Here is a 14,526-nt window from a genome sequence, read left to right as displayed (position 1 = left end):
TCAACAATCGATGAATTCCATCGGATGTGTCTAAAATATTATTATATCTTAGATTTATGTATTTTCTATGATTACTCGCCTATAATAGGCCTTATTCTTTCAACATTTAGTGAGCTATGGTTCTCACGATGTTTGTGAAAGCTTTAATCTTCTCATCGTCTTTCACGCCATTTGTTTCAATGCCGCTACTAATATCTATGCCATAAGGGCGAACTGTGCGGATAGCACGCGCCACGTTAGTACTGTCGATCCCACCTGCAAGCATAAACGGACGTTCAAACTCATCCAAGCAAGACCAGTCGAACACTTCACCCGTACCGCCACGCTCGTCCTTGTGGTACGCATCAAATAATAACATATCAGCACTGCTATCGATCCACTCTTCTGCATTTGCAGCACTTCGGATTTGAACAGCCTTCCAAACCTCTACGTCTGTTTTCTCTTTGAGAGCTTGGATGAAAGCTTCATCTTCATCGCCGTGCAATTGCACCGCATCAAGATTGACTTCTTTAACGATTATAACGAGATTATCTAACGTTTCATTGACGAAGACGCCTACCGTTTTAATAGCTTCAGAATTGGTGTTTTCTTCGCCAAATCCATTAGTATCTTGTGTTCCCTCAGCGTTCACTGGCACCGTATTTGTATCATAAGTTTTTGCATATTGTTTATGTAGTTCTTCCACTAATGTTTTAGCTTGATCTACAGTAACTTGTCGTTTACTTGGTGCAAATACAAGGCCCATGTAGTCTGGCTTTGCTTCTACTACAGCAGGGATTGTTTCCACCTTAGAGATGCCACACATCTTAACCTTCGGAGTGTAGTAAGTCGGGCCGTAGAGATATGCCAGTTTCTCAACCTTGTTAGGCGAACGCATAAAGGTTTCACCCATCAAGGCTACGCCGATGTTGTTATCGCGCAATACTTGGATATCCTTTGGCGTTTCTAGGCCACTTTCAGATACGAAGATCACATCGTCTTCAACAAGATTACGCAAGCGCACGCTATTTTGTACGTCTACAGTAAAGTCTTTCAAGTTGCGATTATTAACGCCAATAATGCGGGCACCGCAATCGATAGCCATTTGTACCTCATGCTCATCGTGAGCCTCTACTAAGGAGGACAAGCCAAGAGAGTCGGCTAACTCACGGAACTTCGTCAATGTAGGCACATCTAAGCACGCGCAAATCAAGAGGATAGCACTAGCGCCCCACACCTTCGCTTGGTAGATTTGGTATTCATCGATGATGAAGTCCTTGCGAAGGACAGGGATTTTTACAGTACTAGCAATTTCTTGCAAATATTTTTTGTCCCCTTTAAAGAAGTCTGGCTCAGTCAATACAGAGATGGCTGCTGCACCAGCTACTTCATATTCTTTGGCGATGTCTAAATATGGAAAATGTTCAGCAATAATACCCTTTGAAGGAGACGCCTTCTTTACTTCGCAAATGAAGTTAAAGTCTTGCTGGCGAAGGGCTGCTTCAAAAGGAAATCCTGTATCGGATGGTAACGCTAAGGCCGCTGCTTTCACAGCCTCAGGCGTTTCCACCTCTTTTTCTTGGGCCACTCGAACTTTGGTAGCCTCTACAATCTTATCTAAAATCAATGGTTATACCTCTTGGGTTGCTTTCACAAATTGTTCCATTGTGGCAAGCGCCTTGCCAGAGTCGATCATATTTTTCGCCTCTTCAATGCCTTCTGCTAATGTAATGCCATCTTTTGCAAGATAAATCGCCATACCAGCGTTAAGAAGAACGGCTGTGCGTTTACCACCTTGCTCACCACCGAGAACGCGGCGTGTAATCGCAGCATTTACAGTAGCGTCGCCACCTTCAAGCTCAGTTTTATCAGCATATTCGAAACCATATTCTTTAGGGTCGAATTCATAGCTTGTGAAAGTGCCATTATTAATTTCGCATACGTACGTTTTGTTGGTAGCTGTAATTTCATCAAGGCCGTCAAAGCCGTGTACCACTGCACCGCGTTTAACGCCAAGGTTAGCCAATACGCGAGCCAATGGTTCTACTAAAGATTTATCATACACGCCCATCAACTCTACAGTAGCACCTGCTGGGTTTGCCAAAGGCCCAAGAATATTAAATACTGTACGAACGCCTAACGCTTTACGTACAGGACCAGCATACTTCATAGCTTGGTGATACACAGGAGCAAACATGAAGCACATATTCGCTTTATTAAGGACTGCCTCATTTTGTTCACCATTAAGCTCTAATTTAGCACCTAATGCTTCGATTAAATCAGCAGCCCCACATTTACTAGATACACTGCGATTACCATGTTTTGCTACAGGAATACCTGCAGCGGAAATGATAAAGCCAGACGTAGTAGAAATGTTGAATGTATTTGCTTCGTCACCACCAGTACCTACGATTTCTACAACAGTGCCTACATGAGGTACAGAACCAGCCTTCTCGCGCATAACCTCAGCAAAAGCCGTAACTTCATCTACAGTAGGGCCCTTTGCTGCCAAAGCGCACAAGAAACCTGCCATAGGCACCTCGGCTACATCACCACTCATAATCTTGTTCATTGTATCTTTAGCAAGGTCATAGGATAAATCTTGACCATGTGTTACTGCATATAATGCGTCTTTAATCATTTTATAGCTCCTCGTTTATTTTTCTAAGAAATTGCGAATCATTTGTTCCCCGTTCGGTGTCATGATGGATTCCGGATGGAATTGCACGCCGTAAATTGGGTAGTCTTTGTGTTCTACGCTCATTACTTCGCCGTCGTCTGTAATGGATGTAACGATGAGTTCGCTTGGCATTGTTTCATCGATAATTGCCAAGGAGTGGTAGCGAGCGACTTCAAATTGTTCTGGTACGCCTTTAAGGATTTTGGATGGGTGTACTTGTTTGGCTACGCTTTGTTTGCCGTGCATAACTTGTTTTGCGTAGGAAACGGTGCCACCGAATACTTCGCCGATGGCTTGGTGACCAAGGCATACGCCGAGGATTGGGAATTCACCTTTGCATTCGCGCAATAGGTCTTCGTATACGCCTGCATCAGCTGGTCTGCCAGGTCCTGGTGAAAGTATCACATAGTCTGGTTTTAAAGCGCGGATTTCTTCAACTGTTAATTCATCACTGCGGATGACTTTAATGTCTGGATCGATAGAGCCTACTAATTGGTATAAATTGAAGGAGAAGCTATCGTAATTATCTATAAGGAGTACCATTATTCTACCTCCTGTGCATCTGTAATTGCGGAAATCATGGATTGGCCTTTGATCAAAGTTTCATTGTATTCACTAGCAGGTACGCTATCGCGAACGATACCAGCGCCAGCCCGAACATAGACCTTACCACCTTTGTTCATAGCCATGCGGATACCGATACATACGTCCATGTTACCGGAAAAATCGATGTAGCCTACAGCACCGCCGTATACGCCGCGAGGGCTTTTTTCAAGCTCGTGTAAAATCTCGATAGCACGGATTTTAGGGGCCCCAGATAATGTGCCTGCTGGCAATGTAGCACCGATGGCATCCAGTGCATCTTTGCCGTCTTGAATGTCACCGCTTACAGTAGATGTAATATGAATTACGTGAGAGAAACGTTGCAACATATGTAACGCTTCAACTTTTACAGAACCAAATTTGGAAATCTTACCTAAATCGTTACGACCAAGGTCAACAAGCATATTATGTTCAGCCAACTCTTTTTCGTCGTTGATAAGTTTTTCCTCTATGGCGAGGTCCTCTGCTTCGGTTTTACCACGGCGCATAGTACCTGCAATTGGGAAGGTGTACATCTTACCATCTGTCAATTTTACCAATGTTTCTGGAGAAGCACCTGTAAGTTCAACATTCCCACCAGATAGGTAGAACATGTATGGAGATGGGTTCAACGTACGCAATACGCGGTACGCATTTAACAAGCTGCCATCGAACTCAGCTTCGCGACGGTTAGATACAACACATTGGAAGATATCCCCTTCCTTGATGTAGTGCTGTGTCTTTTTAACAACTGCTTCAAACTCGTCCTTTGTAAACTCAGAGGTAAACTCTGTTTTAAGAACGCCTTTTGGCACATCCGCCTCTTTGCCATTTACAACAAGATCAGCTAATGCTTTCAACTCAAGCTCAGCCTTGTTATAGTTACGTTCTAAATCGTTTGTGCTGATGTTAGCAATCAAGTAGATTTTATTTTTGTAATGGTCAAAGGCAATTACTTTATCGAAGAGCATAAGGTCTACATCGTTGACCATAGCAGAGTCATCATCTGGTGTTTGGAAATCCAATGTTGGCTCGATGTAGCGAATATATTCACAAGCAAAGTACCCTACAAAACCACCTGTGAAGGTTGGCAACTCTTCTAAGCGAGGGCTTTTATATTGACTTAAAATATTGCGAATTTCTGCAGCTGGGTCAGAGCACTCAAAGGTACGTGTTGTACCATCTTTAATAGTCATTTTATGGTTCTTGCAGAATAGCTCGATCTTAGGATCATAGCCCAAGAAAGAGTAACGGCCCCAATGATTACTATTATCCGCACTTTCAAGCAAGTATGTATGACTGCTCACTTGTTTTAACGCTTTCAACACACTAATCGGTGTGCGTACGTCGGATAAAATTTCCATATATACAGGCACGATATCGTAGCCCGGTGCGATAGCTTTCACACGGTCAAGACTAGGGAAAATCATGAGAACCTCCATCTGGCGTTTGCCAATAAAAAAACTCGCCCATGACAATATAACGTCAAGGACGAGTTTATAGTTCTATTATTACAATTTGATTGTATGTGCTATAAATCGCGGTACCACCTTGTTTGAATGCTGTGCATTCCCCTTTCGCAGGATACTAACATATCCCTCACGACTAACGCTCGTGTGACGTCGCACCATACTAGGAATGAAATCATTCTGTTCCATGCGCCCTCGGTGGTCCATTTAATAAGCTGCGTACTACGGGTTCTCAGCTAATCCCGCTCTCTGTGAGTGCATTTCCTATTTTTATCTCCACCTCATCGGTTTCTTTTAGGCGAGTATAAAATTATAGTTTGATTATAATGTTTCTATAGAATGAAAGTCAAGAAAAATCTCAACTTTCACCTTATCCTTACATTCATTCATCATCTAATATCCATATATAATCCAATTACTGATTTCCCTAGCCCCCTCTAAATTTAGAATATTTATATTGTGTTCCTCTAAATGCTAATAGTATACTGAAATTACATATATTATCAGGTTTTACTGATTATTATGCCAAGGAGAGAGTATGAGTCTTTATTTTACTGATCAAATACAACAGTCTTTCAATAAAATATTCCACCAATGCAATAAAGATATTGCTTGGGAGGGCAAGGCCGAGCTCGATGCTCTTGTGAAAGCCGACGAGGAAGGACAAGAGATCCCCGGTATCGGCGATGTATACGCGATTTTGGCGCGCGTCTATTCTGGCCCACAGTTCACATGGATTGAAGCAGGTTTCCCTGAGGATGATACTAAGGCGTATAGTTATTTACATACAGCCATCCGCAAAGGCAGTGCCATTGCTATTTTGCAGGCTATGCGTACCTCAGGTGCCCTTACACCAACCATTGAAAAAGAGCTGCCTATGACAAAGGACGAAGCATTCCAGCGCGTCTATGAAGGCGCTCAAAAGGGTTGTTCCTACTGTGCCTACGCCATTGCCAATGTATTCCAATGGGAGGATTACCGCCTCTTGCCATCTGCACAAAAGATAGTTAATGAAGGTGAACCATCTGGCGTTGTCCATTTCTTAAAATCTTTATTTGTACAACCGAATCAACATAGATTGTCCGCAAAAGTAACATCTATAGCACAGCAATGGTTGCATAAATCCGCAGCCGCAGGTCTTGTCATTGCGTACCGTAACCTTCGCATCACCTATGCCGAGAAAGGTAATAAGGCAATGGAGGAACACGTTATTTTTGAAGGCGCTGAAGCAGGTTTGCCACTCATGATGTATTTAGCAGGCGATATATGTAAGTCGCGTGGAGAGCATGAACGGGCACTCGAATATTTTGAACGCGGCGCATCCATGAATAATGGCATGTGCTTGCGTGAGGCTGCTGAATATTATGCGAAACCAGGTGAGTCTCACAGAAGAATCCCTCAAGATATTCAAAAGGCCCTCAAATACTATGAACGTGCCGCTATAAGCCCAGATTATTTAGACTTTAATGACCACGCTTATGTTACAATGCAAGCCATCATTATTCGCACATTAAACATCGATGGGCAATCACAAGACTGGTCTCGCATTGCTCACTTATTGCAACATCCAGCTATTTACAGTCTCGATAGCCTTTGGCCATATCTCGCTTATGTATTTACGTTCAAAAAAGGTAATACCCCTGCCATAGAAACCGCCGTAGAGTGCGTTGATCAGTCTAGCAAATGTTACGATAGATACGGCAGTTATGACTATGCGGACCATCTATGGCAACTAGCAGCGGGCTATTGCTACGAAACTGGTGCCATTACCCAAAAGCCGGATCTCGACCAAGCCGTTACCTTCTACGAGCATGCTCGTGAAAGTATCAAACGTCTCAACACAAGAAACGATAATTGTTTTGGTACTGGTGAGCCGTTGGTAATTCCTGACGAAGCCTCTGAACGATTAGAAGCCTTTGAACTTGTTGATGGACATTATCAGTACAAAAAAGGCGTAACACAATCTTCTACAACATGTAATCCTATGCCCCCTACTTGGCCTCAAAACTCCGTTGACGTATTAGAAATTTTCGAGGAATCGACTACTGGTTGGCGCACTAATAAATACGACTGGAATTTTATTCAACGGGAATGGGGTACACAAAAATATCTCAGCTTTATTATCTATGATAATCGCCAATCTATAGGAAACGTTATTCACGATGTGTACAGCATCGTTATGTTCCACAACGAAGATAAAAATGCTTGTACCATCTATCTATACGGCTACATTGAGAATCCAACGGAACGCGATGAAACCTTGGAGCCTACAGTATATGAAATACGATACTTCAAGGAGATGTCCATTCCTAAAGGTCTTGCTTTAATTAAGGAATTCTATGATCATGCTACCTTGCCTGTGATTGATGAAAGCTGGGAGAAAGAGTACAAAAACACTACGCCTCCTCGAGAATACGTATTAACTTGCGATAACGATATCTTCTACCTCAGTCAATATGAATATTCCAATCAAATGATTAAGGATGCCTTAGAAGGCGTAGCGAATGGCAAGTATGTTATGATTTCGGTTCGCCCTTCTAGCATTGATGAGCAATGTATTAGCTATTACATCGAGCGTAAAAAAGGTAAGAACTTACGCATTCAACTCTATGCCACTGTAGACGAAGACAACGAATATGTCTTTGAACGAGAGTCTTGCAACTTAACATCCATTAACTACTGGATTCAAGAATCTATAACAAGCAATAAACTACCGGATTTAAGTGATTGGGATGAAATAAAACAGAAATAAGCGTATTATTTTATTAAGAACATACTACGACTAAGAAAGGAGGGATACGTTGGAAACGTGGAAACGAACGGTATACATCAGTTTAGTCTGTGTATTCTGTACAGCCTTTGGTGTAAGTCAGCTAGCTCCAATCCTGCCTTTATACTTTCACGATTTAGGCGTCCAAACACCAGAAGCAATGTCCTTATGGTCTGGTTTAGCAACCGGTGCAACCTACATAATCGTTTGCTTAGCGGCTCCATTTTGGGGGCGTGTGGCGGACAAAAAAGGTCGCAAGATTACATTAATACGATCTAGCTTTGGCATGGCCTTATGTAATGCTTTGATTGCCTTTCAAACAACCCCAGAAGGAGTCGTACTAATTCGTTTAATCCAAGGTCTTGTAAGTGGATTTTACTCGGCGTCAATTACCTTAATTGCTTCTGAAACCCCTATTGAACGAACAGGTTGGGCCTTAGGTCTATTGGCATCGGCTAACCTAGCAGGTTCGCTCATTGGACCATTATTAGGTGGCTACATTGCTGATACAGTAGGTATTCGGAACGACTTTATCATCGTCGGTGCCCTCATGGGCTTAGCCGGTGTGCTGGCAACTATATTCATCCATGAAAATTATGTACCAAAACCTAATCCGGAAAAGCTTTCCATCCGCAAGTTAAAAGAGCAAATACCAGAATTTAATAGTATTGTCGCATTATGTGTAGCCTCCTTTATCTACGCAATATGTATTATGTCCTTACAACCAGTTATCTCTGTATATATTAAAGGAATTGTCCCTAGCGACACAGAAAACCTTGCATTTATTGCAGGTGCCGTATTCTCTGCTATGGGTATTGCTCAACTTATGAGTAGCTCTCCACTAGGTAAATTAGTCGATAAAATTGGCCCCCGTAAAGTGTTAGTAGTCTCTCTTATCTATGTAGGGGTTTTAAATATCCCTCAAGCCTATGTTTCCGATGTATATCAACTTGCCATCATCAGATTCCTACAAGGCTTTGGGTTAGGCGGTATGCTTCCTGCTTTAAACACCTACCTATCTTCCAAAACACCTCGAGAATTTACAGGCCAAGTATTCTCCTATAATCAATCCTGTCTATTCTTTGGCTATTTCTTAGGATCTGTTGGCGGTGCTAGCCTTATGGCATGGCTAGGCTTTACTACACTATTCTGGGTTAGTGGTGGCTTATTTATTATTTCCGCTCTATGGATTGGTTTCAAACTTAAATAATACAAAGATATATAAAAAGAACCCTATCATGATTTTGATCACAATAGGGTTCTTTTATTATGTATTCTAAAGTTTAATGTCTTTAATACACCTGTGATTTATGAATTTATAGTTTTACAGCTACATTTTAATTTAATCATAGTAACAATAGCATAATCACTACTGTAGCAATAATACATGGTACAGCATTGCGTTTTGCCATTTCCATAGGGTTAATACCTGCAAGGCCAGCAATGATGATACCTGCACCTGCTACTGGACTCATACTACGGCCGATACCAGCACCCAATTGGGCCATGGAGCCCAATTGCATAATGCCATAGCCAAAGTCTGCCGCATGCGGTGTTACAGCACCGTTAAATGCAAGGGCTGCCGCATTACCAGAACCAGAAATAACAGCTAACAAGAATGGGCCAAAGGCAGCACCGATTTGAGCGATTTGTTGAGAGTTCTTCATGCCATCAATGAGTGCACTTGTAAGGCCGATGTATTGCATACCAGCTGTAAAGCACGCAGCAGCAGCCATAAGCCCTACTACATCGCACATGCCGTCGCCAGTACCGCGGAAGAATTTCTTAACTGCATCTGTTACATTCGGACGTACCGCAATAATGCCGATAGCCGTACCAATGAGCATAGATACAGGAACAGATATCTCTGGAATTACCGCTACTTGTTTACTACCGAGTACGAGTAATACAAGCGGAATGATTGGGATGATAGCATATAAATAATTTACTTTAAATTCTTTGCCTTCTTCCTCGTTAGTATCTTTCAATACATAACCTGTATGCTCTTTCTTAACAATGGCAACGATATTAAGCAAAATAGCTGCTACGACAATGCCAATAATAGCTTGCATAGAGAAGCTCGCAATAACGGTCATGACGTCTTCACCGGCGAGTTGTGCTACTTGTGGGTTAAACATAAGACCTGGGCTCAATGCGCTTCCCCATGTACCCAGGAAAATAGCAGAGCCTGCCATTGCAGGATGCACACCAGAACGAATAAGTGCAGGAATTAATAGCGCACCTACTGCAGCTGCACAGCCTGCTGCTGTAGGTAATGCAATGTTAATCAAGAACGTAATAATAACAGCACCAGGGATGATGATTTTAGTCATCTTCTTGAGGCCTGCAGAGATGAAATACACCATATGTTCTGTACATTTTGTGTATTCCATAACATAACTAAAACCAAGAACAGTACAAATAGTTGGTACAAGGCCTGGATTTGTAAGCTCTTTTACAAAGGCTGTCGTACCAGCACCAAGCTGCCCACCAATAAAACACATCAATAAGCCTGATAATAATAACACGAGCCGCGTTTCAAACTGTTTAATAATAGCGATAAACGTCGCTACTACGATAACAATACCAGCAATAACCATAATTTCTCCAATCCGTGTAGGTTCAGTTCCAGATTACTAACATACGTCGTTAAGCCTTGGAACTGCAATACACTGTTACACAAACTGATATCCATTGATATCTCTACTTACACAAGTTTTGTAGATTCTAAACTAAGCTTTCTAAGTACTGTATCTAGTACTTTCGCACCTGTTACAATATGATCCATGTCGGCAAATTCAGCTGGATTATGACTAATACCTTCGCGACATGGGATAAAAATCATTCCTGTAGGAACATCATCAGCCCAATGCATGGCATCATGACCAGCACCGCTCGGCAGAGTCATATAGTCTACACCTACAGACTTAACAGCCCCTTCAATTTCTCTAATCATAGCAGGATGCATCGCTACCGGATGATCTTGGGCAATAGGCTCAATCGTATAGGATAAGCCTCGTTTCTCTGCAATAACATCAATAAATTCTTTAATGAGGGTAACTACAGAATCACGGGCTACCTTAGAAATACTACGAATATCTATTCCTAGCTTCACCGCTCCAGGAATGACGTTCATCGCTCCTGGCATAACCTCAACAACACCGACTGTGCCAACTACTGGAGGCTCCTCTTGCATAGCGGCGATTTCCTCGATGCCAAGGATAATTTTAGACGCCCCACAGAGCGCATCATGGCGCAAGTTCATCGGTGTAGCACCGCTATGATCGGCATTACCACGAATGGTTACATAGAACCGTTCTGGTGCGGCAATACCAGTTACAACGCCGATAGGTTTCGCTTCGTGCTCTAACACCTTACCTTGTTCGATATGAATTTCTGTGAAAGACTTTACAGGTCTCTTATATTCCATATGCTCAATAGCATCTGGATTTAAATTACGCTCTTTCAATGCATCATACAAGGAAATGCCTTGTTTATCTACTAAGCGATGTAAATCTTGTAATGTCAATTCACCGCGCATAGCTTTACTACCCAATGTGGCTGCTCCAAAGCGGCTAGACTCTTCACACATAAAGTCTACTACTGCAATGGTATGGTCATGTTCAAAACCATCATCAATCATACTGCGAACCGCTTCGATAGCAGATAATACACCCACAACACCATCATAATTGCCCCCATTAGGCACGCTGTCCGTATGAGAACCAACCATGACTACTGGTAATTCTGGATTCTTACCAAGCTTATAGCCAATGACATTGCCAAATCCATCCGTTTCAACAGTTAGTCCCGCATCAATCATGCGATCTATAATATATTGGCGACCTGCCCAGTCTGCATCGGTAAAAGCAAGACGATGAATGCCTTCACCAGGTCCAGTAAACTGTGACATAGCTTCAAAATCGTTAGCTAAACGCTCTCGTTGAATCATATAACACCTCACAATCGAATACATCAATTACTGATAAATTATATGGTATCAATTGAATATCATACATATTGGCAACTGTATACCATATCCATTCTACTAGTACTACAGAATAACTATGATCTATATCATAGATATATCGAATCACTATTTAGAAATTAATCTATCAGTCAATAATTCTTATTTTAAATAGTGAGTTGCAATAGTACCTAATGCAACAATACCATTTAGCATATCTTCTTCGTCGATATCGAATAATGGATTATGATGAGGTGCTTTAATAGCTGAGCCCAATACCATATAGGTTGCTCGACCACCACGATCAATAACACGATTTAAGAAGTAAGCACAGTCTTCACTACCGCCACCGCTATAATCGAATGGAACTTCTTTAAAGATACCTAATGGTTCAATGATAGAGTGTACTTCGCGAGCTAAATCATCGCTAATACGGCCTGCCGGAGTTTCACCTTGTTTTGTAATTTCAAAGGTACAATCATGCATTTCTGCGGCACCTTTAATAATGGTCTTAGTGCGTTCAATCATATAATCATTGATCTCTGTAGTAGCACCACGAGTTTCTAATTTAAGTGTTGCTACATCAGGAGTAACATTGCGACCTGTACCACTTTCAAAAACACCTACATTCATGCGAGATGCACCCCCACTATGGCGAGCAATGGCTTGTAAGTTAATAACAGCTGTACAGCCTGCAAGCATGGCATTTTGCGCCTTTTCTGGAGAACCACCTGCATGGGAAGAATATCCATGGAATACAGCATCAAGTTTTGTAGTCGCTAAAAAGCCATGATCACTACAAGCAAAGCAATTAGATAACTGTTCATTGAATCCGATATGCATGCCGAACATCAAGTCTACATCATCTACTACGCCAGCCTTTACCATCGCTTTAGCACCACGTACGCCTTCCTCTGCTGGTTGGAAGATAAGTTTAATAGTACCCTTCAAGCCTTCCTTATGTGTAGCAATATATTCAGCAAGACCAAGGCCCATTGTCATATGTGTATCATGACCACAAGCATGCATAGCCTTCTCATGGCGGGAACGGAAACCCTTCTTAGCAGGAGTATGGTTAGATGCTTTAGATTCGATTACATCATTGGAATCCATATCTGCACGGAACGCTACTACAGGACCATCATCACTAAACTTCATAGTTGCCACAATAGCTGTTTTACCATAGCCCATCTTCTCTACTAGTTCAGGATCAGCACCTTCATCCATAGCACGAGCCATTGCTGCTTTCATAACATCCTCGCTAGGCAAGCCCATACGAGAATCTAAATCAAGCACTTCTGCACCAAGTGCCACATCATAACCCAAAGCAATTAGCTTTTCAGCTACTTTAGCGGCAGAACGATATTCGAGCCAAGCTGGCTCTGGATACATATGAAAATCTCGACGCATAGCGATAAAATCATCGCGGCGTTGTTGTACGAAATCTTTTACAGACATAGGAACCTCCTAAAAATTAATTAGTACTTATATATTAACTATATGAATAGATAAGTAAATAGTCAACCAAATAGGTCATGTATACAATATAAAGAGACTAGCTATGATATAATAATAGTAACAAAGAAGGTGCCTATGACATTAAATGTTAATAAAGAAAAACTCACCATTTTAGATGTACAATTTGATAATTATGAGGACTTTGATGCAGTTTGGTATGCCGTAGGTTCATCTATGATTGAAGACTTCACTCCTACAACTGAATCAGTTCTAGAATTAAAAAATTATGTTACAAACAGAAGGAAGGAACTACAAATTGGCTAAGAACCAATACAAAAGAAAGTATAATTAAGAACTTAGCTAAAATCTTAGATTGCCTAAATTTCTTTCATCCATTTAGGGAAGGTAATGGTCGCACACAACGTGAAGTTATTCGAGTATTAGCATTATCAAAGGGGTATAAAGCTCAAATTCGTGTTTCTGAAGATGATACTGTATATAATACCTATATGGACGGAACCGTACATGGCGACTTACAGAAACTAGAACTATTATTTGAAAAAATATTAGAAAAAATATAATATTTGATTACAAAAAACACATATACCTCATGGTATATGTGTTTTCGTTTGTTTATTTCATTTCTATTTTATTCAGTTTTTCTAGTACTTCTCGTTTGATTTGACGGTGTCGATCCCAGGCGATAATGAATACGGTTGCAATGATGCAAATCATGCCAAAAATACCGACCAGCGTAAAATGATTCCCTAGCAATACCCATCCAAAGATCGCTGCTGAGATTGGTTCTAATGATGAAAGTATAGAGCCTTGTATAGCACCAATGAGTCTAACCCCTTCCATATAAGCATTAAAGGATACGACTGTACCAAGTATGATGATGGCGAATAATCCTAACCAGGTCATGCCATCCCAGAGGGCTTCCGATTCTACTTGTTGAAACATAGCTAAAGATAAAATACCACAGATAAACATGGCAAAGCCCACAATGGATGTGGTGCCATATTTCTTTAATAGCTCAATAGGTTGCAATGTATATACGCAGATACTAGCTGCCGATACAAGCCCCCAGAATAAAGCAAGCACATTAAAGTTCGAAACATCTAGCCCTTCTTGCATGACGATACAGAGTGTTCCCACCAAGGCTAATACAATACAGAAAAACTCTGGTATAGATGGCTTTTTAAAGTATCTCAAAAACAAATAGATAATGATCAGCGTAGGCGCAACATATTGAAGGACCGTAGCAATACCGACGCCTGAAATGGCAATGGCCTTGAAGTATGAGTACTGAGATAAAGCAATACCTAAAATACCAAATACTAATAATTTCCCTATATCCTTAGGTTCTGTAAAGATAGAGAAAATACGCTTACCATCCCTTATATAAGCAAGTCCTATCGTCAATATACCTGCTATGAGCAAACGCGCTTCTAGTAGCCACTCCACATTGATATGCTTTGCATTTTCAAGGAATTGTACAGATGTGCCTGAAAGCCCCCAAAATAGAGCACCTAAAATGGCAAGGGCCATACCTTTCCATTGTTTTTTCTCCATACAACCTCCTATCACAACTACTTTCACATTATGTATAATCATAACA

The 14,526-nt window shown here is 41.3% G+C and carries 12 protein-coding genes; 4 read left to right on the top strand and 8 right to left on the bottom strand.

Annotated features, from left to right (window positions below):
• Window positions 1–106 precede the first annotated feature (106 nt).
• From trpCF to ACSV5T_RS05065, 4 genes are read right to left on the bottom strand one after another with little or no spacing between them, the layout of a single operon-like run.
• Entirely contained in the window at window positions 107–1,606 is a 1,500-nt protein-coding gene (trpCF, locus tag ACSV5T_RS05080) for a bifunctional indole-3-glycerol-phosphate synthase TrpC/phosphoribosylanthranilate isomerase TrpF (protein ID WP_295825013.1), read from the bottom strand.
• Between the two features lie 3 nt (window positions 1,607–1,609).
• The gene (trpD, locus tag ACSV5T_RS05075; RefSeq protein WP_438320436.1) at window positions 1,610–2,620 is read right to left on the bottom strand and encodes an anthranilate phosphoribosyltransferase; all 1,011 of its coding nucleotides are present in this window, start codon (window positions 2,618–2,620) and stop codon (window positions 1,610–1,612) included.
• 15 nt (window positions 2,621–2,635) lie between these two features.
• A complete protein-coding gene (locus ACSV5T_RS05070; RefSeq protein ID WP_119206233.1) occupies window positions 2,636–3,202 on the bottom strand; it encodes an anthranilate synthase component II in 567 nt (188 codons plus the stop codon).
• Complete coding sequence (locus tag ACSV5T_RS05065) at window positions 3,202–4,671, bottom strand: anthranilate synthase component I family protein (RefSeq protein ID WP_438320435.1); 1,470 nt, start codon at window positions 4,669–4,671, stop codon at window positions 3,202–3,204. Before ACSV5T_RS05065 ends, ACSV5T_RS05070 begins: the two co-directional genes overlap by 1 nt.
• Before the next feature lie 577 nt (window positions 4,672–5,248).
• Here ACSV5T_RS05065 and ACSV5T_RS05060 point away from each other — a divergent pair.
• A complete protein-coding gene (locus ACSV5T_RS05060; RefSeq protein WP_438320434.1) occupies window positions 5,249–7,462 on the top strand; it encodes a sel1 repeat family protein in 2,214 nt (737 codons plus the stop codon).
• Window positions 7,463–7,511: 49 nt separating this feature from the next.
• Window positions 7,512–8,690, top strand: coding sequence for an MFS transporter (locus ACSV5T_RS05055; protein WP_119206231.1), 1,179 nt, complete (start codon window positions 7,512–7,514; stop codon window positions 8,688–8,690).
• A 136-nt stretch (window positions 8,691–8,826) separates the two neighbouring features.
• Here the strand turns inward: ACSV5T_RS05055 and dcuC are convergent, their stop codons facing one another.
• The 3 genes from dcuC to ACSV5T_RS05040 all read right to left on the bottom strand — a co-directional run bounded on the left by dcuC (window position 8,827) and on the right by ACSV5T_RS05040 (window position 12,905).
• Complete coding sequence (gene dcuC / locus ACSV5T_RS05050; protein ID WP_438320433.1) at window positions 8,827–10,080, bottom strand: C4-dicarboxylate transporter DcuC; 1,254 nt, start codon at window positions 10,078–10,080, stop codon at window positions 8,827–8,829.
• Window positions 10,081–10,187: 107 nt separating this feature from the next.
• Window positions 10,188–11,432, bottom strand: a complete 1,245-nt coding sequence (locus tag ACSV5T_RS05045; protein WP_438320432.1) for a M20 family metallo-hydrolase — start codon at window positions 11,430–11,432, stop codon at window positions 10,188–10,190.
• 177 nt (window positions 11,433–11,609) lie between these two features.
• Window positions 11,610–12,905 (bottom strand): amidohydrolase, encoded by a 1,296-nt coding sequence (locus ACSV5T_RS05040; protein WP_438320431.1) that lies wholly within the window; start codon window positions 12,903–12,905, stop codon window positions 11,610–11,612.
• 135 nt (window positions 12,906–13,040) lie between these two features.
• Between ACSV5T_RS05040 and ACSV5T_RS05035 the strand changes: the two genes are divergently transcribed.
• Window positions 13,041–13,229, top strand: a complete 189-nt coding sequence (locus ACSV5T_RS05035; RefSeq protein ID WP_060925036.1) for a hypothetical protein — start codon at window positions 13,041–13,043, stop codon at window positions 13,227–13,229.
• The gene (locus ACSV5T_RS05030) at window positions 13,169–13,486 is read left to right on the top strand and encodes a Fic family protein (protein ID WP_316062022.1); all 318 of its coding nucleotides are present in this window, start codon (window positions 13,169–13,171) and stop codon (window positions 13,484–13,486) included. The genes ACSV5T_RS05035 and ACSV5T_RS05030 overlap by 61 nt, the downstream gene beginning before the upstream one ends.
• Window positions 13,487–13,538: 52 nt before the next feature.
• Here the strand turns inward: ACSV5T_RS05030 and ACSV5T_RS05025 are convergent, their stop codons facing one another.
• Window positions 13,539–14,480 (bottom strand): DMT family transporter, encoded by a 942-nt coding sequence (locus ACSV5T_RS05025; protein WP_438320430.1) that lies wholly within the window; start codon window positions 14,478–14,480, stop codon window positions 13,539–13,541.
• Window positions 14,481–14,526 lie beyond the last annotated feature (46 nt).

This window comes from Veillonella sp. ZSJB6 (assembly GCF_051549505.1).
GTDB lineage: Bacteria > Bacillota > Negativicutes > Veillonellales > Veillonellaceae > Veillonella.
This window is presented reverse-complemented; position numbering and strand designations above follow the sequence as displayed.

Excerpts from the sequence above, each read along its gene's own strand:
- trpD (WP_438320436.1), bottom strand. The coding sequence starts at position 2,620 with ATGATTAAAGACGCATTATATGCAGTAACACATGGTCAAGATTTATCC.
- ACSV5T_RS05070 (WP_119206233.1), bottom strand. The coding sequence starts at position 3,202 with ATGGTACTCCTTATAGATAATTACGATAGCTTCTCCTTCAATTTATAC.
- ACSV5T_RS05065 (WP_438320435.1), bottom strand. The coding sequence starts at position 4,671 with ATGATTTTCCCTAGTCTTGACCGTGTGAAAGCTATCGCACCGGGCTAC.
- ACSV5T_RS05060 (WP_438320434.1), top strand. The coding sequence starts at position 5,249 with ATGAGTCTTTATTTTACTGATCAAATACAACAGTCTTTCAATAAAATA.
- dcuC (WP_438320433.1), bottom strand. The coding sequence starts at position 10,080 with ATGGTTATTGCTGGTATTGTTATCGTAGTAGCGACGTTTATCGCTATT.
- ACSV5T_RS05045 (WP_438320432.1), bottom strand. The coding sequence starts at position 11,432 with ATGATTCAACGAGAGCGTTTAGCTAACGATTTTGAAGCTATGTCACAG.
- ACSV5T_RS05040 (WP_438320431.1), bottom strand. The coding sequence starts at position 12,905 with ATGTCTGTAAAAGATTTCGTACAACAACGCCGCGATGATTTTATCGCT.
- ACSV5T_RS05035 (WP_060925036.1), top strand. The coding sequence starts at position 13,041 with ATGACATTAAATGTTAATAAAGAAAAACTCACCATTTTAGATGTACAA.
- ACSV5T_RS05025 (WP_438320430.1), bottom strand. The coding sequence starts at position 14,480 with ATGGAGAAAAAACAATGGAAAGGTATGGCCCTTGCCATTTTAGGTGCT.